The organism is Sandaracinobacteroides sp. A072 (genome assembly GCF_052616365.1).
In genome coordinates this window covers 1,016,786-1,040,767 of record NZ_JBQXGU010000001.1, presented here as the reverse complement: position 1 = coordinate 1,040,767, position 23,982 = coordinate 1,016,786, and the positions used below count along the sequence as shown (strand labels likewise).

General features: G+C 63.8%; 17 protein-coding genes and 1 other RNA gene. 4 read left to right on the top strand and 14 right to left on the bottom strand.

The window, feature by feature from the left end:
* The first annotated feature begins 198 nt into the window (after window positions 1-198).
* Window positions 199-1,341, top strand: coding sequence for an acyl-CoA dehydrogenase family protein (locus ACUJ46_RS05075; protein ID WP_445389335.1), 1,143 nt, complete (start codon window positions 199-201; stop codon window positions 1,339-1,341).
* A 120-nt stretch (window positions 1,342-1,461) separates the two neighbouring features.
* Here the strand turns inward: ACUJ46_RS05075 and gmk are convergent, their stop codons facing one another.
* The 8 genes from gmk to rpoB all read right to left on the bottom strand — a co-directional run bounded on the left by gmk (window position 1,462) and on the right by rpoB (window position 15,062).
* Window positions 1,462-2,070: a guanylate kinase gene (gmk, locus tag ACUJ46_RS05070; protein WP_445389541.1), complete on the bottom strand. Its 609-nt coding sequence runs from the start codon at window positions 2,068-2,070 to the stop codon at window positions 1,462-1,464.
* Between the two features lie 29 nt (window positions 2,071-2,099).
* Entirely contained in the window at window positions 2,100-3,473 is a 1,374-nt protein-coding gene (fumC, locus tag ACUJ46_RS05065) for a class II fumarate hydratase (protein WP_445389334.1), read from the bottom strand.
* Window positions 3,474-3,953 carry an SspB family protein gene (locus tag ACUJ46_RS05060; RefSeq protein WP_445389333.1) on the bottom strand — a complete coding sequence of 160 codons (480 nt, stop codon included), beginning with the start codon at window positions 3,951-3,953 and terminating at the stop codon, window positions 3,474-3,476.
* A gap of 145 nt (window positions 3,954-4,098) precedes the next feature.
* Window positions 4,099-4,442: a transfer-messenger RNA gene (ssrA, locus tag ACUJ46_RS05055) on the bottom strand.
* Window positions 4,443-5,603: a glycosyltransferase family 4 protein gene (locus tag ACUJ46_RS05050; protein WP_445389332.1), complete on the bottom strand. Its 1,161-nt coding sequence runs from the start codon at window positions 5,601-5,603 to the stop codon at window positions 4,443-4,445.
* A gap of 148 nt (window positions 5,604-5,751) precedes the next feature.
* A complete protein-coding gene (locus ACUJ46_RS05045) occupies window positions 5,752-6,387 on the bottom strand; it encodes a PEPxxWA-CTERM sorting domain-containing protein (protein ID WP_445389331.1) in 636 nt (211 codons plus the stop codon).
* Window positions 6,388-6,659: 272 nt separating this feature from the next.
* On the bottom strand, window positions 6,660-10,847 hold the full coding sequence (rpoC, locus tag ACUJ46_RS05040) for a DNA-directed RNA polymerase subunit beta' (RefSeq protein WP_445389330.1): 4,188 nt from the start codon (window positions 10,845-10,847) through the stop codon (window positions 6,660-6,662).
* 42 nt (window positions 10,848-10,889) lie between these two features.
* Window positions 10,890-15,062 carry a DNA-directed RNA polymerase subunit beta gene (gene rpoB, locus ACUJ46_RS05035; protein ID WP_445389329.1) on the bottom strand — a complete coding sequence of 1,391 codons (4,173 nt, stop codon included), beginning with the start codon at window positions 15,060-15,062 and terminating at the stop codon, window positions 10,890-10,892.
* 342 nt (window positions 15,063-15,404) lie between these two features.
* On the opposite strand from rpoB, the gene ACUJ46_RS05030 reads away from it, so the two are divergent.
* Window positions 15,405-16,433, top strand: coding sequence for an NAD-dependent epimerase/dehydratase family protein (locus tag ACUJ46_RS05030; protein WP_445389328.1), 1,029 nt, complete (start codon window positions 15,405-15,407; stop codon window positions 16,431-16,433).
* 7 nt (window positions 16,434-16,440) lie between these two features.
* On the top strand, window positions 16,441-17,580 hold the full coding sequence (locus ACUJ46_RS05025) for a DegT/DnrJ/EryC1/StrS family aminotransferase (RefSeq protein ID WP_445389327.1): 1,140 nt from the start codon (window positions 16,441-16,443) through the stop codon (window positions 17,578-17,580).
* Here ACUJ46_RS05025 and ACUJ46_RS05020 read toward each other — a convergent pair.
* Window positions 17,541-18,746, bottom strand: a complete 1,206-nt coding sequence (locus ACUJ46_RS05020) for a glycosyltransferase family 4 protein (protein ID WP_445389326.1) — start codon at window positions 18,744-18,746, stop codon at window positions 17,541-17,543. The two genes, ACUJ46_RS05025 and ACUJ46_RS05020, sit on opposite strands and share 40 nt — an antisense overlap.
* Before the next feature lie 126 nt (window positions 18,747-18,872).
* On the opposite strand from ACUJ46_RS05020, the gene ACUJ46_RS05015 reads away from it, so the two are divergent.
* Window positions 18,873-20,021 carry a hypothetical protein gene (locus ACUJ46_RS05015; RefSeq protein WP_445389325.1) on the top strand — a complete coding sequence of 383 codons (1,149 nt, stop codon included), beginning with the start codon at window positions 18,873-18,875 and terminating at the stop codon, window positions 20,019-20,021.
* Window positions 20,022-20,063: 42 nt separating this feature from the next.
* Here ACUJ46_RS05015 and rplL read toward each other — a convergent pair whose 3' ends face one another.
* The 5 genes from rplL to rplK all read right to left on the bottom strand — a co-directional run bounded on the left by rplL (window position 20,064) and on the right by rplK (window position 23,883).
* Window positions 20,064-20,441 carry a 50S ribosomal protein L7/L12 gene (gene rplL / locus ACUJ46_RS05010; protein ID WP_445389324.1) on the bottom strand — a complete coding sequence of 126 codons (378 nt, stop codon included), beginning with the start codon at window positions 20,439-20,441 and terminating at the stop codon, window positions 20,064-20,066.
* A gap of 31 nt (window positions 20,442-20,472) precedes the next feature.
* Window positions 20,473-20,988 (bottom strand): 50S ribosomal protein L10, encoded by a 516-nt coding sequence (rplJ, locus tag ACUJ46_RS05005; protein ID WP_445389323.1) that lies wholly within the window; start codon window positions 20,986-20,988, stop codon window positions 20,473-20,475.
* A gap of 365 nt (window positions 20,989-21,353) precedes the next feature.
* Complete coding sequence (locus tag ACUJ46_RS05000) at window positions 21,354-22,544, bottom strand: acyltransferase family protein (protein ID WP_445389322.1); 1,191 nt, start codon at window positions 22,542-22,544, stop codon at window positions 21,354-21,356.
* Window positions 22,545-22,745: 201 nt separating this feature from the next.
* Window positions 22,746-23,444, bottom strand: coding sequence for a 50S ribosomal protein L1 (gene rplA, locus ACUJ46_RS04995; protein WP_445389321.1), 699 nt, complete (start codon window positions 23,442-23,444; stop codon window positions 22,746-22,748).
* A gap of 4 nt (window positions 23,445-23,448) precedes the next feature.
* On the bottom strand, window positions 23,449-23,883 hold the full coding sequence (gene rplK / locus ACUJ46_RS04990) for a 50S ribosomal protein L11 (protein WP_445389320.1): 435 nt from the start codon (window positions 23,881-23,883) through the stop codon (window positions 23,449-23,451).
* Between the last annotated feature and the right edge of the window lie 99 nt (window positions 23,884-23,982).

Sequence of the window (23,982 nt, the reverse complement as noted above, 5' to 3'; positions counted from 1 at the left end):
CATCAGGCCTGACATCAGGGGCGGACCGGTCATTCCCGGTTCGCCCCTTCTGTTTTCGCCCCCTGGTGTTCGAACATGCCTGCAGCCCCGCGAGGGGTCCGCCGCGCGGCGCATGGCCGCATGGTGCGCAGGCTGCCAACCCGAACAGGTTGACCACGCCGCCCGCTGTGGCAATCGCTCCAGGCAAAGGAGACAGACATGCTCGACATCAGCCGCCGCACCGCCTTCAACGAAGACCACAACGCCTTCCGCGACCAGGTCCGCAAATTCTTCGCCAAGGAACTCGTCCCCAACCTCGACCGCTGGGAAGAGGAAGGCGTGGTTGACCGGAACTTCTGGCGCGCCTGCGGCGACGCCGGCCTGCTCTGCCCCACCGTGCCGGCCGAATATGGCGGCCTTGGCCTCGACTTCGGCTACAACGCCGTCATCGACGAGGAACTGGCCTATGCCGGTTCGTCGGCCGGCATCACGCTCCAGTCCGACATCGTGGCCGACTATATCGTCAACTATGGCTCGAACGAGCAGAAGGCGAAGTATCTGCCCAAGATGATCTCGGGCGAATGCATCACCGCCATCGCCATGACCGAGCCGGGCACCGGCTCCGACCTGCAGGGCATCCGCACCACCGCCAAGCGCGACGGCAATCATTATGTGCTCAACGGCTCCAAGACCTATATCACCAATGGCCAGAACGCCGACCTGGTGATCGTCGTCGCCAAGACAGAGCCGGACAAGGGCGCCAAGGGCATGAGCCTCATCCTCGTCGATGCCGGCACCCCCGGCTTCAAGAAGGGCCGCAACCTCGACAAGATCGGCCAGCATTCGGCCGACACGTCCGAGCTCTTCTTCGAGGACGTGCGCGTTCCCATCACCAACTGCCTCGGCGAAGAGAATCAGGGCTTCATCTACCTGATGAGCCAGCTGCCGCAGGAGCGCCTCGGCATCGCCATCTCGGCCATGGGCGGCGCCCAGCGCGCCTTCGACGAAGCCGTGAACTTCGTGAAGGAGCGCAAGGCCTTCGGCAAGACCGTGTTCGATTTCCAGAACACACGCTTCGTTCTCGCCGACCTGAAGGCGAAGCTGCAGGTGGGCTGGGCGCACCTCGACGTCTGCCTCAAGAAGCATATGGCAGGCGAACTCGACGCCTTTGAAGGCGCAGCCGCCAAGCTGTTCCACACCGAACTGCAGTGGGAAGTGTGCGATGCCGCCCTTCAGCTGCATGGCGGCGCAGGCTACATGAATGAATATATGATTGCCCGCCTGTGGCGCGACGCCCGCGTGACCCGCATCTTCGGCGGCACGTCCGAGATCATGCGCGAACTGATCGGCCGCTCGATCTGATCCGCATCGGGGAGGGCTCTGCCCTCCCCTTTCCGGCAGAAACGAAAAGGGGCCCGTGGCAATCGCCACGGGCCCTTTTTCTGTGCGACACACACAGGCCATCCGGCCACGGGCGGCCTGTCACTCCCCGGTCAGAAGGTCCCGCACATAGGATGCCAGGCCACGCTGACGCTCGCGGCGCAGCCGTTCGGCCGTCAGGATGGAGCGGATCTCGTGCAGGCACTGGCCCGGGTCATCATTCACAAGGATGTAGTCATATTCCGCCCAGTGGCTGATCTCGTCTGCGGCGCGGCTCATGCGGCCGGAGATGACTTCAGCGGAATCGCTGTTGCGGCTTTTCAGGCGCTTCTCCAGCTCTTCGATGCTGGGCGGCAGCAGGAAGACGGAAACAAGATCCCCGCCCGACTGCGACTGGCGCAGTTGCTGGGTGCCCTGCCAGTCGATGTCGAACAGGATGTCATTGCCTTCGGTCAGCGCCTGTTCGACCGGCCCGCGCGGTGTTCCATAGCGGTTGCCGAACACATGCGCCCATTCGAGCAACTGGCCCATGGAAACCATTGCATCGAACTGGTCGTTGGTGACGAAATGATAATCCTGCCCGTTGATCTCGCCCGGCCGGGGCGGCCGCGTGGTGACGGAAACCGACATGGAAATCTGCGGGTCACCCGCAAGAAGGCGTTTCGACATTGTAGTCTTGCCCGCGCCCGAGGGCGAAGACAGGACAAGCATCAGGCCACGACGGCCCTGGGACGGTGCGGTCAAACCATGGTCTCCGGTTTCACGAGGCGGCGGAACTGCGCCTCGGTCACATGGCCGAGAGCAAGCCCCGCTTCAAGAAGCGTCGTGCCATCCGCATGAGCCTTGCGTGCCATTTCGGCTGCCTTGTCATAGCCGATTTCCGGAACAAGCGCCGTCACCAGCATCAGGGATCGTTCGAGCAGTTCGGCCAGGCGGGCCGGATTGGCAGTCATGCCGTCCACGCAGCGCAGACGGAAGCTGTCAGCCGCATCGGCAAGCAACTGCAGCGACTGGAGCACGGCATCAGCGATCACTGGCTTCATCACATTGAGCTCAAGCTGGCCCTGTGCGCCGGCGAAGGCGACGGTCACCTGGTTGCCCATCACCCGTGCGGCCACCATAGTCATCATCTCGCACTGCGTCGGGTTCACCTTGCCCGGCATGATCGAACTGCCCGGCTCATTCTCGGGCAGGTTGATTTCCCCCAGGCCAGACCGCGGGCCTGATGCCATCAGCCTGATGTCATTGGCGATCTTGTTGAAAGACGCTGCCACGGTTGCAAGCACGCCGGCAAGCTCGACCATGGTGTCGTTGGATTGCAGCGCTTCGAAAAGATTGGGCGCCGGCTCGAAGGGCTCGCCAGTCAGCTCGGAGAGTTCCGCTGCCATGTCGGCAGCGAAATTTGCGGGCGCGTTCAGGCCGGTTCCGACCGCCGTGCCCCCCTGCGCCAGCCTGTGAAGCCGCGGCAGCACGCCTTGCACCCGTGCGATTCCGTCGCGAAGCTGGCGGGCATAGGCGGACATTTCCTGCCCCAGTGTAACAGGCGTCGCATCCTGCAGATGAGTGCGGCCGATCTTCACCAGCCCGGCCCATTCAAGCGCCCTGGCCTCAAAGGCCGCCGCCAGCGCCGACAGGGCCGGCAGCAGACGCCTTTTCACCATCAGCGTTGCGGCTATGTGCATGGCTGTCGGAAAGCTGTCGTTGCTGCTCTGGGCGCGGTTTACATCATCATTGGGGTGAACGGGGGCCTTGCCGCCACGGGTGCCGGCAAGCCTTTCATTGGCGATTCCGGCAATCACTTCGTTCACGTTCATGTTGCTCTGCGTGCCGGAGCCCGTCTGCCAGACGACAAGGGGAAAATGCGTGTCATGCCGGCCGGCGGCGACTTCGGCCGCTGCCGCGATGATGGCATCCGCCCTGACAGCCGGCAGGGCGCCCGAGCGCTTGTGGATGATGGCGGCGGCCTGTTTCACCAGCGCAAGCGCATGGATGACAGCAATCGGCATCCGTTCGTTGCCGATGGGGAAATTGGCGATCGAACGCTGTGTCTGTGCGCCCCAGAAGGCATCATCGGGCACTTCGATGGTGCCCAGACTGTCCTTCTCGATGCGCACCTATTTCTTGCGCTTGAAATCGAAGCTGACGACGTTCGAGCCCGGTTCCACATCCGTTTCCGGTTCCGGCGGCTCTTCCTCGACCGTTTCTTCCACGGGCACCACAAACTGGAGCGCGAAATTCACGGCCGGGTCCACGAAGCCGGTGATGGCCTTGTAGGGAATCGACAGCTTTGCCGGCACCTGGTTGAAGGTGAGGCCGACCTCGAAATGGTCTTCTGCAACGAGCAGATCCCAGTAGCGGTGCTGCAGCACCACGGTCATTTCCTCGGGGTAACGCTCCAGCAGATGCTTCGGCAGGTCCACGCCCGGATAACGGGTGCGGAAGGCGATGAAGAAATGATGGTTTCCGGGCAGGCCACCGGATGCCGCCACATCGGTCAGCACGCGCCGGACAACAGCACGCAGACTGTCCTGGACGATCTCGTCATAGGGAATGAGGCTGTCAGGCGGTTCCTGGTTTTCTGGCGGCTCGGTCATGCGGTCGCTTTCAGTGCCCTTCCCTCGGGCAAGCCGTCGTGGCCCGCCCTTCCCTTTGGTGCCAGGCCCGCACCAGCCCGCAGGAGCGAAACCGGGCAGCCGGGCTAGTGGGGGGCTTCTGTTGCCCGGCGCCCCCCGAACCGCTGGAATCCGATTCTGTTACCGGGTTCGGCCCGAACCCTGCTCAGGCGTTGTAACGTTCAGCCGTTGGGCTTCTCGTTACGCAGCGATCGCAAATGCCTCGTTGTCGTTGGCATTTATCGGTTTTGAACGGTTTTACGGCGCATTCAGGCCGGGCAAAAATACCGTCTTTGAGCACACGTCTATCCTGGTTCGGCCCCGTCAGGCCCTGCGCGTACGCAAGATCTGGTGGAGCCGCCGGGTACTGCCCCCGGGTCCGCTGTACCTATTCCACGGCATCGTTCATCGCCATCTCCGCCCGAAGGCGGCAAAAGCAACATAGGGGCGGCCGTGCCGCTTTTGAAGTCCCTAGCGTGCGCCGTGCCCGAGAATTTCGAAATAGCGGTCAAGCACGCTGTCGTTGATGGCGTCCCAGTCATAGGCGCCGGCGCGCGCCAGGCTTTCGGCGCCATGGGCTGCCCTCAGCGCCGGGTCGCGGGCATAGGCCTCGAGGGCATCGGCAAAGGCGCCGATATCGGCCGGCGGCACAAGCCTGCCGGAAATGCCATCGGCCACGAGCGAACTGCTGCCGGTTGCCCGCGCCGCCACGGGCGGCACAGCAGATGCCATGGCCTCCAGCGTCACATTGCCGAATGTCTCGGTGATGGAAGGGTTCAGGAACATGTCCGACGAGGCATAGGCCCGCCCCAGCGCCGCGCCGGTCTGGAAGCCGATGAAACTGGCGCCGGGCATACGCTCCTCGAACCACTGGCGCGCCGGCCCGTCGCCAACGACCAGCATGTGGTGCGGCACCCCGCGCCGCCTGAGCTCTTCACCGACGGCGGATACGATATCGAGCCCCTTTTCCAGCACCAGCCTGCCGACAAAGACAATGACCGGCGTCCCGAGGGCGATGCCGAGGCTGTCGCGCCAGGCCATGTCGCGGGCTTCCGGCCGGAAGATGTGGCGATCGACGCCACGGCTCCAGATATGGATCCGTTCGGAATACCCTTCGTCGCGCAGCACGGCGGCCATGCTTTCGGATGGCGCATAGATTTCGGCGAGATCCGCATAGAAGCGCTTGAGCAGCCTTTCGACGCCCCGCCTGATGAAACCGATTCCATAATAATCGAAATAGGTCTCGAACCGCGTGTGGACAGAAGCGACGACCGGCACGCGGCTGGCCTGCGCCCAGCGCTTGGCGGCATGTCCAAGCCAGTCGGGCGCTGAAAGATGCACGATATCCGGCTGGAAGGCCTCCAGATCGCGGCGCTGGGCCGGCGGCAGCCCAAGGGCGAGCCGGTATTCACCCCGCCCCGGTATCGGGATGGAAGGCACCCCCACAAGCGTGCCCGTTGGCGGGAAGGCAGGCTTGCTGACGACTGCCGAATAGACACGCGGCTCGATCCCGCGCGCCAGCATGCGCCCCACGAGGCGGTTGAGCGCCTGGTTGGCGCCATCCTTCACATAATTGTAATTGCCCGAAAAGACGGCGACGCGAAGCGGCGCGGGGCAAGGCTTGCTGGTCATGATGGGGGCGCTAGCGCGGGAGTGTGGCACCCATTGGGCACCCGCTGCGCTTTTCACGATACAAGACTATCCTGGCAATCATGCGCAACAGGAAAGGGCCCGGCGGCGTGTGCCGCCAGGCCCCTCCCCCGTTTGACCGCTAATCCGATCAGGCAGCGACGTGCGACACGCGACGGCGGCGGGCCGCGAAGCCCACGAGGCCGAAGCCCGTGATCAGCATGGCCCAGGTAGCCGGCTCGGGAACACCGCCCGGCGTTGCCGAACCGAAAGTGATATCATCGAAACCGGTCTGGTTGGCGGTGCCGCCGAAGTCGATGGAATAGGCGGTGCCCGCGAAGTTCACGCCGACTGCCGTCCAGTTGCAGAAAGCACCGGTCGGGTCACCGGAGCAGTTGTCGAAGCCCTGCGCATCAAGCTGCAGCGTGGCCAGGACATTGCCGGTTCCGCCAGCGCCGTCATAGACTGTGACCGAAGCCGCCGTGGACGAGGAATAGAAGAAGCTGAAGCCGGTGGTGAAACCATTGGTCACATCGAGGATGGAGTCGTTCGAATCGAGGAAGAACATGATGGTGTTCGAGCTCGGCTCATTGGCGAAGTTGCCGTCCCCGCCATCATCGGCATCAACGAGCGCCAACGTGGTGTCGGAGAAGATGTAATCCGGTGCATAATAATTGCCGACCGGGTTGTAGTTACCGACACCCTCGAAATCGAGAACGACGACCGATGCCGATGCTGGCGCCGCAATGGCGGTGGCGACAGCGGCTGCAAGTGCAAATTTTTTCATGGATGCCCTCCTGTTCAAACAAGCCCCATGAAGGGGACATTGGAACAGTCAGCATGAATCATGCCAAATAAGATATTCGGGGTTTTTTCATTCCCTGCAAGCAACTTGCCACAAACATATCTCGAACCACCACCAGGCAAACTGTAAGGATTCCCGACAGTCCCCTTGGTTAATGGACGACCCGCCTGTGCTCGCAGCCCATGAAAAAGGCCGCCCGGACCATCTGATCCGGGCGGCCATATTCAGTTTTCGATGTAGTGCAGGAAGGGCGATCAGCCCTCGTCTGCGGGGCTGGCGGAAACCAGCGCCTTCTGCTGGGCGCGCAGCGCTGCATCCCGCGAGGAGGCCACAACCTGCAGGCGGCGATGCGCAGCGCCCGTCCCGGCGGGGATCAGGCGGCCGACGATCACATTTTCCTTCAGGCCGATCAGCGTGTCGGTCTTGCCCTGCACGGCCGCTTCCGTGAGCACGCGGGTCGTTTCCTGGAAGGATGCGGCCGAAATGAAGCTGCGCGTCTGGAGGCTGGCCTTGGTGATGCCCAGCAGCACCGGCCTTCCTTCGGCCGGGCGCTTGCCATCGGCCACCAGCTTCGCATTCACTTCGTCCATTTCCTCGCGGTCGACCTGCTCGCCCTTCAGCAGCGTGCTGTCGCCCTCGTCGGTGATTTCCACCTTCTGCAGCATCTGGCGGACGATCACTTCAATATGCTTGTCGTTGATCTTCACACCCTGCAGTCGATAGACTTCCTGGATTTCCGCGCAGAGATATTCGGCCAGCTTTTCCACGCCAAGCACGTCCAGAATGTCGTGCGGGTTGGCCGGGCCATCGACGATATAATCCCCCTTGCGGACGAGATCGCCCTCCTGGACGGAGATGTGCCTGCCCTTCTGCAGCAGGTAGACGATCGGCTCCGAGCCATCCTCGGGGTGCAGTTCCACGCGGCGCTTCGCCTTGTAGTCCTTGCCGAAGACAACCCGCCCGTCGACCTTGGCAATGATCCCATTGTCCTTCGGGATGCGCGCCTCGAACAGCTCGGCGACGCGCGGCAGACCACCGGTGATGTCGCGCGTCTTGGCGGCTTCGCGCGGCATGCGGGCCAGCACGTCGCCGGCTTCCACCCGCTGGCCGTCGGACACCGAGATGACGGCGCCCACCGGAAGCAGGAAGCGGCCGCTTTCGCCCGATTCCTCGTCAAGAAGGGTGATGCGCGGGCGGAGGTCGTCCTTGGTGCGGCCGGCCTTGTATTCCGACACCACCTTGTTGGTGATGCCCGTCGCTTCGTCCACTTCCTCGCGCAGCGTCTGGTTCTCGACGAGATCCTGATACTTAACCACGCCCGATTTGTCGGTGATGATCGGGCGTGTGTAGGGATCCCACTCGGCAAGCCGCTGGCCCTTGGTCACATCGACGCCATCGGCAACCGAGAGCAGTGCGCCGAACGGAATCTTGTGCACCGAACGCTCGCGACCCTCGGCGTCGAGGATTGCAATCTCGCCGCCGGTCGGCGCCATGCCGATGTTGCGGCCACGGCTGTCCCTGATGACCGGCAGGTTGCGGTAGCTGACCTTGCCGTCGATCGGGCTGTCATGGGTGGACTGTTCCGACACCTGGGCAGCGCCGCCGATGTGGAAGGTCCGCATGGTGAGCTGGGTGCCCGGCTCGCCGATCGACTGGGCCGCGATCACGCCGACGGCCTCGCCGATGTTCACCGGAGTCCCGCGGGCCAGATCCCGGCCATAGCAGCGGCCGCACACGCCCTGCTGGGCTTCGCAGACCAGCGGGGAGCGGATCTTCACTTCTGCGACACCGGCGTCCTCGATGGTCTTCACGTCACGTTCGTCGAGAAGGCTGTCACGCGCGAACAGCAGTTCGCCCGTCTTCGGATCGAGGATGTCCTCGCCCACGGTGCGGCCGAGGATCCGTTCGGACAGGGCGACGATGGTCTGGCCGCCTTCGACGATGGCCTTCATCATCAGGCCGCGGTCGGTTCCGCAATCCTCTTCCAGCACCACGCAATCCTGGCTCACGTCCACCAGGCGGCGGGTCAGGTAACCCGAGTTCGCCGTCTTCAGCGCGGTGTCGGCAAGGCCCTTGCGGGCGCCGTGCGTCGAGTTGAAATATTCAAGGACGGTCAGGCCTTCCTTGAAGTTCGAGATGATCGGCGTCTCGATGATTTCGCCCGACGGCTTGGCCATCAGGCCGCGCATGCCGGCAAGCTGCTTCATCTGCGCCTGCGAGCCACGGGCTCCGGAGTGGGCCATCATGTAGATGGAGTTGATCTGCCGCTCGGTCCCCGTTTCCGGGTCGACAGGCTTGGCGGAGATTTCCTTCATCATCTCGTCGGCAACCTTGTCGCCGCAACGGGACCAGGCATCGACGACCTTGTTGTATTTCTCGCCCTGGGTGATCAGGCCGTCCTGATACTGCTGCTCGAAATCCTTCGCGAGCGAGCGTGTCTCTTCGACCAGTTCATCCTTGCGGCCCGGAATGATCATGTCATCCTTGCCGAAGGAAATGCCGGCCGAACAGGCGTGGCGGAAGCCCAGCGACATGATGGCGTCGGCGAACAGCACCGTCTCCTTCTGGCCGGTGTGGCGATAGACGGTGTCGATGACATCGCCGATCTCCTTCTTGGTGAGAAGGCGGTTGACGGTCTCGAACGGGACCTTGTGGCTCTTGGGCAGGCACTCGCCGATAAGCATCCGCCCGGCCGTGGTCACGAAGCGCCGCATGCGCGTCACGCCGTCCTCGTCCGTCTGGGGCACGCGGGCCATGATGCGGGTGTGCAGCGTCACGGCCTTCGATGTCAGCGCATGGTGCACTTCGGCCATGTCGGCGAAGACCGGCAGCTTTTCATGACGCGTGCCGTCGGGCAGCTCGATATATTCGGGGTGCTTTTCCTGCCGCTCCATCGAGAGGTAGTAGAGACCCAGCACCATATCCTGCGAAGGCACGATGATCGGCTTGCCGTTCGACGGGCTGAGGATGTTGTTGGTGGACATCATCAGCACGCGCGCCTCGAGCTGCGCCTCGAGGCTGAGCGGGACGTGCACGGCCATCTGGTCGCCGTCGAAGTCGGCGTTGAAGGCGGCGCAGACCAGCGGGTGAAGCTGGATGGCCTTGCCCTCGATCAGCACCGGTTCGAAGGCCTGGATGCCGAGGCGGTGCAGCGTAGGCGCACGGTTCAGCAGAACGGGGTGTTCACGGATCACCTCGTCCAGGATGTCCCAGACCTCCTTGCGCTCCTTTTCCACATATTTCTTGGCCTGCTTCAGCGTCATCGACAGGCCCTTGGCGTCAAGCCGGGCGTAGATGAACGGCTTGAACAGTTCGAGCGCCATCTTCTTGGGCAGGCCGCACTGGTGGAGCTTCAGTTCCGGGCCGGTCACGATGACCGAACGGCCGGAATAGTCGACGCGCTTGCCCAGCAGGTTCTGGCGGAAGCGGCCCTGCTTGCCCTTCAGCATGTCGCTGAGGGACTTCAGCGGGCGCTTGTTGGCGCCCGTGATGGTGCGGCCGCGGCGGCCATTGTCGAACAGGGCATCGACGGCTTCCTGCAGCATGCGCTTCTCGTTGCGCACGATGATGTCGGGCGCGCGCAGTTCGATCAGACGCTTCAGGCGGTTGTTGCGGTTGATGACCCGGCGGTAGAGGTCGTTCAGGTCGGACGTGGCGAAACGGCCGCCATCGAGCGGCACCAGCGGGCGCAGTTCGGGCGGGATCACCGGAATGACCGTCAGGATCATCCATTCCGGCCGGTTGCCGGATTCCAGGAAGCTCTCGACGATCTTCAGCCGCTTGATGATCTTCTTCGGCTTCAGTTCGGACTTGGTGGTGGCCAGTTCCTCGAGCAGCGCTTCCTTCTCGGACGCGAGGTCCAGGTCCATCAGAAGCTCGCGGATCGCCTCGGCGCCGATGCCGGCGCGGAAGCTTTCCTCGCCATACTGGTCCTGGGCGTCGAGAAACTCATCCTCGGAAAGAAGCTGGAACTTCTTCAGCGGGGTCATGCCCGGCTCGGTGACGATGTAGTGCTCGAAATAGAGGACGCGCTCGAGATCCTTCAGGGTCATGTCGAGCAGCATGCCGATGCGGCTCGGCAGGCTCTTCAGGAACCAGATGTGGGCAACCGGCGCCGCCAGTTCGATATGGCCCATCCGCTCGCGGCGGACCTTCGAAACCGTCACCTCGACGCCGCACTTCTCGCAAACGACGCCCTTGAACTTCATGCGCTTGTACTTGCCGCACAGGCACTCATAGTCCTTGATGGGACCGAAGATGCGGGCGCAGAACAGGCCGTCGCGTTCGGGCTTGAACGTCCGGTAGTTGATCGTCTCAGGCTTCTTGATCTCGCCGAATGACCAGCTGCGGATCCTGTCCGGCGATGCGATCGAGATCTGGATCTGGTCGAAGGTCTCCGGCTTGGCGACCGGCGAAAATGCGTTGTGGACCAGTTCGTTCATATCAGCTCCTCACCCCGTCCGGGGTCGGTCAAGATCTTGTGCTCAGGCTTCGGCGTCGATGTCGGAAGTCTTCAGCTCGACGTTGAGGCCGAGCGACCGCATTTCCTTCACCAGCACGTTGAAGCTCTCGGGGATGCCGGCCTCGAAGGTGTCGTCGCCCTTGACGATCGCCTCATAGACCTTGGTGCGGCCGACGACATCGTCCGACTTCACCGTGAGCATTTCCTGGAGCGTATAGGCAGCGCCATAGGCCTGGAGCGCCCACACTTCCATTTCCCCGAAGCGCTGGCCACCGAACTGCGCCTTGCCGCCCAGCGGCTGCTGGGTGACGAGGCTGTACGGCCCGATCGAGCGGGCGTGGATCTTGTCGTCCACGAGGTGGTGCAGCTTCAGCATGTAGATGTAGCCGACGGTCACCTTGCGGTCGAATGCCTCGCCGGTGCGGCCGTCAAACAGCTCCACCTGTCCCGAGCTGTCGAGCCCGGCCAGTTCGAGCATGTTGCTGACATCGCTTTCCTTTGCGCCATCGAACACCGGCGTGCCCATGGGAACCCCAGGCACCAGGCTTTCGGCAAAGGCCATCAGCTCCTCGTCGGAGATGGAGGCGACATCGACCTGCGTGCCATAGATCGCACCCAGCTTCTGCCGCAGCAGATCGAGATCGCCCTTCGCCTCGGCAACGGCCGTCTCGTTCTTGTGGCGGATGTCCTCGAGCAGCCCGTTGATCTGGCGGCCAAGGCCACGTGCGGCCCAGCCGAGATGGGTTTCGAAGATCTGGCCGACGTTCATGCGGCTGGGAACGCCCAGCGGGTTGAGCACGATATCGACCGCAGTGCCGTCTTCGAGGAAGGGCATGTCTTCGGAAGGCAGGATGCGGCTGATGACACCCTTGTTCCCGTGGCGGCCGGCCATCTTGTCGCCCGGCTGAAGCTTGCGCTTCACCGCAACGAACACCTTCACCATCTTCAGCACGCCCGGCGCCATGTCGTCACCACGCTGCAGCTTGTCCTTGCGGTCCTCGAGGCGGGCCGCAATCGATTGCAGCTGCGCGTCATACTGCGCGCGCGATGCTTCGAGGTTCGCCTGGACCTGATCGTCTGCAACGCCGAACTTCCACCAGTCGCGGCGGGCGACGGACGAAAGCAGTTCCTCGTCGATGAGAACACCCTTCTTCACGCCCTTGGGGGCAGCCACGACCGTCTGGCCGAGAAGCATGTCCCTGAGGTGGGCAAAGGTCGCGCGGTCGAGAATGCTGCGTTCGTCCTCGGCGTCCTTCTCGAGGCGGGTGATCTCCTCGCGCTCGATCGAGAGGGCGCGTTCGTCCTTGTCGATGCCGTGGCGGTTGAACACACGCACCTCGACGACGGTGCCGGCAACGCCCGGCGGCAGACGCAGGGACGAATCCCGTACATCGGACGCCTTTTCGCCAAAGATGGCGCGCAGCAGCTTTTCTTCCGGCGTCATCGGGCTTTCGCCCTTGGGCGTGATCTTGCCGATCAGGATGTCACCCGGCTCCACTTCGGCGCCGACATAGACGATCCCGGCTTCGTCGAGATTGCGAAGCGCTTCCTCGCCGACATTGGGAATGTCGCGGGTGATGTCTTCCGGCCCGAGCTTGGTGTCACGCGCCATCACTTCGAATTCCTCGATGTGGATCGAGGTGAAGATGTCTTCGCGGACAATGCGCTCGTTGATGAGGATGGAATCCTCGTAGTTGTAGCCGTTCCAGGGCATGAAGGCGACGAGCGCGTTCCTGCCGAGCGCCAGTTCGCCATATTGGGTGGACGGGCCATCGCAGATGATGTCGCCCTTGGCGACAAGGTCGCCCACCTTCACCAACGGGCGCTGGTTGATGCAGGTGTCCTGGTTCGACCGCTGGAACTTCATCAGCGTGTAGATGTCGACCATGGACTTGCCCGGCTCGACATCCTCGGTCGCGCGGATGACGATGCGGCCCGCGTCGACCTGGTCGACGATGCCGGCGCGGCGCGCGGCAATCGCGGCGCCGGAATCGCGCGCCACCGTTTCTTCCATGCCGGTGCCGACAAACGGCGCCTCGGCCTTCACAAGCGGCACCGCCTGGCGCTGCATGTTGGAGCCCATGAGCGCGCGGTTGGCGTCATCGCTTTCGAGGAAGGGGATAAGCGACGCGGCGACGGACACCAGCTGCTTGGGGCTGACGTCCATCAGCGTGATCTGCTCGCGCGGGGCGATCAGGAATTCGCCGGCCTGACGCGCGGAGACCAGTTCGTCGACGATCCGGCCTTCGGCGTCCAGCTCCACATTCGCCTGGGCGATGGTGTGGCGCGCTTCTTCCATGGCCGAAAGATAGTTGACTTCGTCCGTGACCTTGCAGTCGATCACCTTCCGGTATGGCGTTTCGATGAAGCCATATTTGTTCACGCGGCTGAAGGTGGACAGCGAGTTGATAAGACCGATGTTCGGGCCTTCCGGCGTTTCGATCGGGCAGATCCGGCCATAGTGGGTCGGGTGAACGTCGCGCACCTCGAAGCCCGCACGCTCCCGCGTGAGGCCGCCCGGCCCAAGGGCCGAAACACGGCGCTTGTGCGTCACTTCGGACAGCGGGTTCGTCTGGTCCATGAACTGCGAAAGCTGCGAGGAGCCGAAGAACTCGCGCACGGCGGCAACGGCCGGCTTGGCGTTGATGAGGTCGTTCGGCATCACGGTGGAGATGTCGACCGAGCTCATCCGCTCCTTCACCGCGCGCTCCATGCGCAGCAGGCCGACGCGATAGCTGTTCTCCAGCAGTTCGCCGACGGACCGGACACGGCGGTTGCCGAGATTGTCGATGTCGTCGATCTCGCCCTTGCCGTCCTTCAGGTCGACGAGGGTCTTCACGACGGCGAGGATATCCTCGTTGCGCAGCGTCGTCAGGTCGTCGGGCGCATCGAGGCCGAGGCGCATGTTCATCTTGACGCGGCCCACGGCCGAGAGGTCATAGCGCTCCGCATCGAAGAAGAGTCCGGCGAAAAGCGCTTCGGCCGTTTCGCGCGTCGGCGGCTCGCCGGGGCGCATCACCCGGTAGATGTCGGCAAGCGCCTGGTCACGCGTGCTGTCCGCAGCCGTCGCCTTGTCGGCCTTCATGGTGTTGCGGATCCAGGGACCGACATTCACATTGTCGATGTCCAGCACGTCGATATGGGCGAAACCGGCTTCGGCCAGCGCATCGAGATGCTCCTGCGCGATCTCGTCGCCAGCCTCGATGTAGATGGCGCCCGTCTGCTCGTTGATGAGGTCATGAGCGGAATAGCGGCCGATGATCTCGTCATTGGGGACAAGCAGCGTCTGCACGCCATCCGTCTGCGCCTTGCGCGCCGTGCGCGGCGTGACCTTCTGCCCTTCCGGGAAGAGAAGCTCGCCCGTCTCGGCATTCAGCACGTCATAGCCGGGCTTCACGCCACGCCACTGCTCGGCGACATAGGGCATGCGCCAGCCATTGAGCCTGGCGTCACGCTCCCAGCGCACCTGGCCATAGAAATGATGAAGCACTTCCTCGCTGTTCAGCCCGAGGGCGTAGAGCAGCGCCGTGACCGGAAGCTTGCGCTTGCGGTCAATGCGGACATTCACGATGTCCTTGGCATCGAATTCGAAATCGAGCCAGGAACCGCGATAGGGAATGACGCGCGCGGCAAAGAGATACTTGCCCGAGCTGTGGGTCTTGCCACGGTCATGGTCGAAGAAGACGCCCGGCGACCGGTGCATCTGCGAGACGATGACCCGCTCGGTGCCGTTGACGAGGAAGGTGCCGTTCTCCGTCATGAGCGGCATGTCGCCCATGTAGACATCCTGCTCCTTGATATCGATGACGGAGCGGGTGCCGGTGTCGGGATCCACCTCGAACACGATGAGGCGCAGGGTCACGCGCATGGGCGCGGCAAAGGTCATGCCCCGCTGGCGGCATTCTTCCTTGTCGTATTTCGGATCCTCGAGCTCGTAGGAAACGAAGTCGAGCTCGGCCGTGCCGGCGAAGTCGCGGATGGGGAAGACGGAGCGCAACGTCTTCTCGAGGCCGGAAACATAGGCGTCCTGCGGGCGCGAAAAGAGAAACTGGTGATAGCTCTCGCGCTGGACCTCGATGAGGTTCGGCATCTGCACGGCTTCGCCGATGCTGCCGAAGATCCGGCGGATCCGCCTTGTGGAGCGGAAGCGATTCGCGGGGGTGGAACGGACGGGGTCAGCGGCCTTGGTCGCCATGTGGCACGGGTCCTTCGTTCAAAATCCGGTGCGCTGCAAAGACACGAAAAGCCGCAGTGCCAAGGCTTTTCCTGGCAAGCGGCGTCGCATCCCGAAAAGCCATGCCCCCCATGCCTGAAGGCCACTGCGCGACGGCGGCCCCTGTCCCGGAGGATGACTTCAGGCCGCCCTGTAGGCGAAGCTCCGCCGGCTGTCAAAGGGCGTGAAGCCAGCAGGGTGTCGGCAAGCACGGCCAGCCTGCACCCCCAGCCTGCACCCATTGTCGCAGCTTCCGCATGGCTGTAAACAGGTCGGCGCTTCGGGCGGCGGAGGGGCCCACCCGCAAGCAGGGGGCCTCAGGGCATGGAGTTTGTCAGGCGCAGGATACTCGTGGCCGGTGGCGCCGGCTTCATAGGCGCACATCTTGCCCGCCGGCTGGCGGACATGGGCCATGACGTCCGTCTTCTGGACAATTTCGCCCTGCTCTGGTCGCTTCCCCTGCCCCCCTTCTTCCAGTACTCCATCGATCACCGAACAGATGTGCTACTGCGCGGCATTTCCTGCCAGCGCGGCAATCTTCTCCAAGACGGGGACATCGCGCGCGCCCTCGATGCCTTCGGGCCGGAGATCCTCGTCAATCTTGCCGCCCTGCCCCTCGTCGGCCTTGCCGAGGAACATCCCGAAGAGGCCGAAGCCAGCATCGCCGGGCCGGCACGCGCCCTGGTGAAGGCCCTGCCCGGCTCATCCGTCCGCAGGCTTGTCCACGTCTCATCCTCGATGGTCTATGGGCATTTCGCCTCGGACCCGAACCCGGAAGATGCGCCGACCCGCCCGCTTGGCCTCTATGGCCGCTACAAGCTGGAAAGCGAGACAATCGTGCAAGAAGGCCTTGCTGGAACGGCCATCGAATGCGTGATCGTGCGCCCTTCGGGTGTCTATGGCCCGACGGACGTGAACGGGCGCGTTCTGCAGCGCTTCTGCGAGGGAGCACTTCTCGGCATGCCCCTGCGCGCCGAAAACCCGGACGCAACGGCCATAGATTTCACCTGGGTCGAGGATCTCGCCGACGGGCTGGCGCGTGCCGCCCTCATCCCCGAGGCCGCCAGCCAGGTCTTCAACATCGCTTCGGGAACGGCGCGAACCCTGTCGGAAGCACTGCGGATCCTCGCCAGCCTCAATCCCGGCCTGGGTGTCCGGGTATCGCGAAAGTCCGATCCAGTCCGGCCAAGGCGCGGTGCGCTCGATATCGGCAAGGCGCGGGCAATCCTTGGCCTGCCTGCCCCCCGTCCGCTCGAAGCCGGCCTGCCGGCCTATCTTGAATTTCTGGCAGGTCTGCTGCCGGGGGCGCAACGCCTGTCCGGCACACATGCGGTGGCTGCCGGCCATGCCTGAGGGCGGGATGGATTTTTTCGCTGCTGCCCGCGAAGCCGAGGCCCTGAAGGAAGCGATTCTGGCCCGGGTCGAGCAAGTCCTTCTTTCGGGCAAGGTTCTGCAGGGGCCTGCCGTTTCCCGGCTGGAGAGCCGGATCGCCCGCCACTGTGGCCGGCGCCACGCAGTCGCCGTCGGATCCGGCTCGGATGCTCTGCTGTTCGCGCTGCAGGCTCTTGGCATCGGACCGGGGGACGATGTGCTCTGCCCGGCCGTCTCCTTCGTGGCCACGGCGCTCGCCATAAGCCGCGCAGGCGCGCGCCCGGTCTTTGTCGATGTTGTGCCGGGTGATTGCATGATGGATCTCAGCAAGGCTGCCGATGCCCTTTCGCCGCGCTGTCGCGCCATGGTCTTCGTGCAGCTTTTCGGGGCGATGCGCCCCCCGGCCGAAATCGAAGCCTTCGCCGAACGCCACGGGCTGCTGCTGGTGGAAGATGGCGCACAGGGCTTCGGCGCCAGCCACAATGGCCGCGCCTGTGGCGGCACGGGCGCGGCATCCGCCATCAGCTTCGACCCGACGAAGGTGCTGGGCGCCCCCGGAAGCGGCGGAGCGGTGCTGACCGATGACCCGATGCTCGCCGAGGCCGTGCGGCGCCTTCGCTACCATGGCCGCGCGGACGGGATCAGCCTAAGCGCGGGCGGCAACAGCCAGATGTCCTCCATAGTGGCCGAAGTGCTGGACCTGAAGCTCGACCATCATGAAGCCTGGACACACCGTCGTGATCGGATCGCCGGGCGCTACCGGGATGGCCTGCGCGATACCGGCCTTGCCCTCCCCGCCCCCGCACCATCCGGGGGCGTTCATGCCTGGCACAAGTTCGTCGTGCACAGCCCGGCACGCGATGCCCTTGCCGAGGCGCTTGCCGCGCGCGGCGTGCCCACCGCCATTCATTACCCGCGCCCTCTTCCGCGCGAACCGGTCTTCGCAGAGGAATGGCAGGCGGCGGCCTTTCCCGTGGCCGACGCCCATGCCGGAACCGCCCTGTCACTGCCCATCCACGCCATGCTGCGGGATGCGGAGGTCGCGCATGTCATCGATGCAGTGCGCGACGCGGCGCGTCCGCTGCCGCCCTACTGCGGGGCCCCTCTCGCGGGCACCATCGCCTCATAGGCCGCAACGAGCTTGGCGGCTTCCGTCTCCCAGCGGAAACGCGCCCGCGACAGCGCGAGCGCGGCCCTCGCCTTCTCCAGGTGCAACATCGGGTCATCAAGCAGGCGCAGGGTGGCGCGGGCAAGGTCTGCGGGGGTCGGCCCTTCGGCATAGGTTCCGGCATCGCCAAGCAGGCGGCATGTTTCCGCCAGCGGATAGGAAACGCTGGGAATGCCGAGCGCGGAATATTCGAACACCTTGTTCATGGGGATGATGTCGTTGAAACCATTGGGCGGGTCGGGGATGATCCCGATGTCGAACTGCTGCAGGATGGCGCGCAAGGGTTCGCCCGTCAGGAAGCCGTGGAACGCGATGTCATCCGGGCCGAGGCCCAGCGCCTGTGCACGGGCGCGGGCCGCCGGAAGCGCCGGGCCATCGCCCACAAGCAGCGCCTTCACCTGAGCCTGCCCCAACGGCCCCTTCAGTTCCGCCACCATGTCGATCAGATGGTCGATGCCATCCTGTTCCCCCATGATACCCAGATAGCCGAGAATGCGAGGCCGGACCGGCGCTTCGAGCGCACGCGGCGTGCCCAGAAACGCCGTTTTCGGAGTGGTGTAGCAGGTATCCACCCTGTCTGGCGCGACCGGGCAGCGGGCGAGGATGCGGTCGCGGAAACTGTCGTTGGAAACGAGCAGGCGGTCGGCGAGGCGGGCCGACAGCCATTCTGCCGCGCGGACCATGCGGCCGATCAGCCGGCGCTGCCCGAAGCGGGCCTCGAATAACTCGGGCACAAGGTCATGCACATCATAGAGGATGCGCGCCCCCAGGAGGCGGAACGGGGCTGCCACGAGGAACAGAAGGTCGGGCGGGTTGCAGACATGGACGACATCGACCGGCCCCTCGATGCGGAGGCCAAGAAGAAGCCGCGCCTCCTCGAACAGGGCGACTGCATATTCCGCCAGCAGGCCGAAAAACCCATGGCCCTCGGCAGGCAGCCAGTGCCGGCGGATGTCGATTCCATCCAGCATCAGGCGCCGTTCGGGGTGGGCGGCCGTGGCAGGGCAGATCACGCTGACAGCCCAGCCGGCATCCCGGAGGGCAAGCGCCATCTGCCAGACATGGCGGTCCAGCGGCACCGGCAGATTCTCGACTAGGATCACCGCCCGACGGCGTCTGCCTTCCATCCCTGCCCCCGCTTGTGATCTGCCGTCTCTAGGGCAGCCTCCCCCGGCCCGGCAAGCGCGCCCATGGCATGAAGGCGCATCATCTCCGGCTTGCCCCCGGCGCGCCGGCGCGCCATCGCATGGGCCATGCAGACACCAGCCGCAGACGCAGACTTCATCGGCATCGGCACCAGCCCGCTGATGCTGTTGCGCGCCATCGCCCTGGCCGGCGAAGGCCGCCGCGTGCTGCTGCTGGACAGGGCCGCCCTGCCTGGCGGGGCATGGGCGGCGCCAACGCTGTTCGGCCACGCCAATGTCGAGAATGCCGCCCACCTGATCGAGAACAGGCCTGCCCTCCATGCCCTCCTCCGCGACGATCTCGGCATCGCGCTGGCGCCCGACCCCTGCATCGGGTTTCTGGCCGGGCGGCGCCTTTCCATGGGGTTCACCCGTATTGCCTTTCACGCCATGGTGGCGCTGAAATCGCTCACCGCCGGAGAAGGCGACAAGGCAAGGCGCCTCGCTGCCAGCGCAATGCGGGCCGCAGCAAGCCTTGGCACACCCTTTCTCTATCCCGTGGGCGGGTCTGCCGCGCTCAACCGCGCGCTGCTCGCCCGGTTAGGGGCGCTGGGCGGCAGGGTGGCGTTCGGGGAAGATGTCCTGTCGATCCATGTCGAGCGCGACGGGGTCGCCGCGCGCGTGCGGTTAGAGACACGGCAAAGCGGCGAACATGCCCTGCATGTCCGCACGGCGTCCCGCGCCCTGATGGCCTCGCGCGCCTTCGCGCCTGTTCATGTCGGCGGCAAGGCCCTTCCGCTCGAAACCGAAGCCGGGGAAACGCTGACCCTCATCCTCCATGTCCATCGGGCCGGGCAGCTGGCATTCTCCTATGCGGAGATTGTCGGGGACCGCCTGCTGAAACGCCTCCGTGATGTCAGCGCCTTTGCATCCCCTGCCCTGCCAGCGGATCAGCGCCTGCTGTGTGTACAGATCAGGCCGGCCCTACTTGGGCACGCTCCGGCAGACAGCGGCGGGGAAAGCGCGGGCACGCTGGCCCTTGAAGCCCTGAAAAAACTGGGACTCCTGCCGCATGACGCCATGCTCATGGGCGAGGACAGAAGCTTCCTGCGCTTTCATACCCTCACCAACAGGGCGCTCGGGATGATCCACCGCGCAACCGACGGCCTGGTCGAGGCCTTGCCGACGACCGATTTTGCAGACGGCTTTCTGGATCAGCAGCAAGACGGCACGAAAAAGGGGCGGCGCCGGATGGCGCCGCCCCCTTCGAAATCGTGAAGCGCGTGCGCTGGCCTGGCCAGCGCACGGTCACGGTCGGGCTTACTTCAGCTCGACAGTGGCGCCGGCTTCTTCCAGCTGCTTCTTGACCTTTTCGGCCTCTTCCTTGTTCACGCCTTCCTTCACGGCCTTCGGCGCGGACTCGACCAGCGCCTTGGCTTCGGTCAGGCCGAGGCCGGTGATGGCGCGGATTTCCTTGATGACGTTGATCTTCTTGCCACCGTCGCCGGTGAGGATCACGTCGAACTCGGTCTTTTCCTCGGCGGCAGCGGCGCCAGCGCCAGCGGCCGGAGCAGCGGCGACGGCCACGGCAGCAGCGGCGGACACGCCCCACTTTTCTTCGAGAAGCTTGGCCAGTTCAGCGGCTTCGAGGACGGTGAGAGCCGAAAGTTCTTCGACGATCTTGTTGAGGTCAGCCATTTCGATAACTCCAATCTGTCAGGATATTGCTTCAGGCAGCCTGGCTGTCGCCATAGGCCGCGAAAACACGCGCAAGCTTGGCCGCCGGCGCATTCGCCAGCTGGGCCACCTTGGTCGCCGGTGCCTGCAACAGGCCAACCAGCTTTGCCCGCAGTTCGTCGAGCGACGGAAGTTCGGCCAGCGCCTTCACTCCGTTCACGTCGAGAACAGTCCCCGCCATCGCGCCGCCGACGATTTCGAACTTGTCGGTGGTCTTCGCGAACTCGACCGCAATCTTCGCAGCTGCGACCGGGTCGACGGAGGTAGCAAGCCCGACGGGACCAACCAGCATGGAGCCGATGTCCTGATAGGGCGTGCCTTCGAGGGCAATGCGGGCAAGCCGGTTCTTCGTCACCTTGAACTCGGCGCCCGCCCCACGCATCCGCGTGCGCAGGTCGGTCACCTGCGCCACCGTGAGGCCATGGTTGCGGGTAATCACAACCACCTGCGTCTCGGCGAGCGTCTTCGCGAGATTGGCGACCAGCTCTTTCTTCTGGTTCCGATCCATGCTCACTCCATTCACTGCGGCACCCTCCCGGTAAAGGAGTGCGCCAGTTGAGCCATGGAGCCAGGATATCCGGGCCCCGATGGCCCGTCCGAAAAGGATCGCCGGCAGGGAAGCTGCGCTTCCTGCAGATCCCCCCGCAAGGCCTGGGCCATGGGAGGGCAATATCGTTCCTCGTCTCATGCAGGCCCCGAAGGCTTAAACGCCCATTCAGAAAATGGCCGCACCTGCAATCTCGGACGGTGCCGCAGACGCGGACGCCTGCAGACAGAATGCGCGCCTATACAGGCTGGAGCGCCAGGGTCAAGAGCGGCGCCACCAGCAATGGCGGCGCCGGTTCCACATGGCCGCGCATGACGGCAGGGCTTTCAGCCAGTCGCCACGGACTTGCGCCCTTCTGCAGCCCGGCTTTCCGCGGCGGCGATCCTTGCGCCCACGCGCGAGAAGCGCTTGCGTTGCAGCAACACGGGCTTTTCGATGCTGTGCCAGCTGAACATGGCAAAGAGTGTCACAGGCGCCAGCCCGGCCGCAAGCAGAACCGGCCAGGACTGGAAATCCAGTTTCATCTGCATCAATTGCAGAATGGGAAAATGATAAAGATAAACGCCGTAGCTATAGTCCCCCCGGTCAAACAACGGCAGCTTCGGAAGACGGACAAGGCCCAGCCAGACAACAAGATAGGTCAACGGAAGCACCGATGCTGCAATGAAGATGGGATTATCAAACCAGGCAGGGGGCGCGAAAAGGCTGAGAGCAACCAGCCCCATGGCCACAACCCCGGCTATCCGGCCATCGAAGGGCAGGAAATCCCGCATGAGATAGACAGCTGAACCGGCCAGAAAACAGGGTATCAGACTGGCGCCCTTGCTGAAGAACAGGAAGTTCAAGAATTTGCCGGCCAGCGGTTGGGCCGGTTGCACATCTGCCAGATAAAGCGCCGATGCGGTCGTCGTGATGATCAGCACAAGCCCGATAACAAGCTTCCAGTTTCGCACCAGACCAAGGGCTATCAGCGCCGACATGATGATATAGCAGAGAATCTCGTAAGGAACTGTCCAGAGCGCGCCGTTCACTACGGAAGGATAGCTGTTGTTCTCGAAAACGCCGGGCAATTCATAATGAATCCAACCGATTATGTTCAGAAAATATCTGAAGAATTCCGGGTCTGAAAAATAGATGCTCAGACCAACGCTGGTAATCAGAGGCCCCAGAAACAAGGCACAGAACACGATATCGACTGCAAGTGCCGGCACGATCCGGAATGTCCGGTTCAGGACATATTCGCGCAATGGCAGGCGAAGGGCCGAGCCAGTGACAAGAAAACCCGAAAGGGCGAAGAACATGGGCAGAATCGAGAATGCAAATGGCCACGCCATACTGTCCCGGGCGCTGGCCGTACTGCCTTCGACAATGGCGACACAATGCCATGCCATGACCCCGAAGGCCAGCGCGATCCTTATGAAATCAAAGCCCGGCCCGAAGCCGCCGCATTCTTCCAGCCGCTGCGATATTGTTTTCATGACTGCCCCCTGAACGCATACACAAACAACAGGAAACAACAGAGTTTCCTGAATGGCAGCCTACACGCGAAAATGACCTTGAATCAAGGTATTCAGGATCATGAATCAAGCGCCCATGTAATGAATTGGATCTATGAATTTAAGAATATGATGATCCGGGCATTTTCATGATCTGCATTAATGGAACAAAAAAAGGCCGGGGTTTCCCCCGGCCTTTTCCTGTCTGGCTGTGTGGCCGTCTCAGGCGCCGAGCGCCGTAGCCGGGTCCACCTTCACGCCCTTGCCCTGGGTGGACGAAAGCGCGATCTTTTCCACATATTTGCCCTTGGCGCCCGACGGCTTGGCCTTCACAAGCGCATCGAGGAAGGCGTCGAGATTGGCCTTCAGGTCTTCCTGCGGGAAGCTCGCCTTGCCGAGCCCGGCATGGATGATGCCGGCCTTCTCGACGCGGAACTCGATCTGGCCGCCCTTGGCAGCCTTCACGGCTTCGCCGACGTTCATCGTCACGGTGCCGAGCTTCGGGTTCGGCATCAGGCCCTTGGGGCCCAGCACCTTGCCGAGGCGGCCGACGAGGCCCATCATGTCCGGCGTGGCGATGCAGCGATCGAAATCGATCGTGCCGCCCTGGACGATTTCCAGCAGATCCTCGGCGCCAACGACATCGGCGCCGGCAGCCTTGGCTTCATCAGCCTTGGCGCCGCGGGCGAAGACGCCCACGCGCACGGTCTTGCCGGTGCCCTTGGGCAGGGTCACCATGCCGCGGACCATCTGGTCAGCGTGGCGCGGATCGACATTGAGGTTGACGGCAACTTCGATGGTTTCGTCGAACTTCGCGGTTGCGTTCGCCCGCACCATCGAAAGCGCTTCATCCACGGGGTAGAGCTTCAGCGGCTCGACAGTCGCGGACAGAGCCTTCTGCTTCTTGGTCAGCCTGGCCATGGGATCAGCCCTCCACCACTTCGAGGCCCATCGAGCGGGCAGAACCTTCGATCGTCCGCATCGCCATCTCGATATCGTTGGCGTTCAGATCCTTCATCTTCGTTTCCGCGATCGCCCGGATGTCGGACTGCTTCACGGTGGCAACCGCCTTGCCCTTGCCCGGAGTCTGGCTGCCGGACTTCAGGTTGGCGGCCTTCTTCAGAAGGAAGCTGGCCGGGGGCGTCTTGGTGACGAAGGAAAAGCTGCGGTCGGCATAGACGGTGATGATCGTCGGGATCGGCATCCCGGCTTCCATGCCGCCGGTCTGCGCGTTGAAGGCCTTGCAGAATTCCATGATGTTGACACCGCGCTGACCGAGCGCGGGGCCGATGGGCGGGCTGGGTGTCGCCTTGCCGGCGGGCACCTGCAGCTTGATATAGCCCGTAATCTTCTTTGCCATATCGTTTCACTCCATTCAGGGTCGGGCTCGGGCGCCCTTCCCTCCGACTGTGCGGCCGTGTGGTCCGAACGGCTGGGGCATATGCCCTGCCTCCCACGA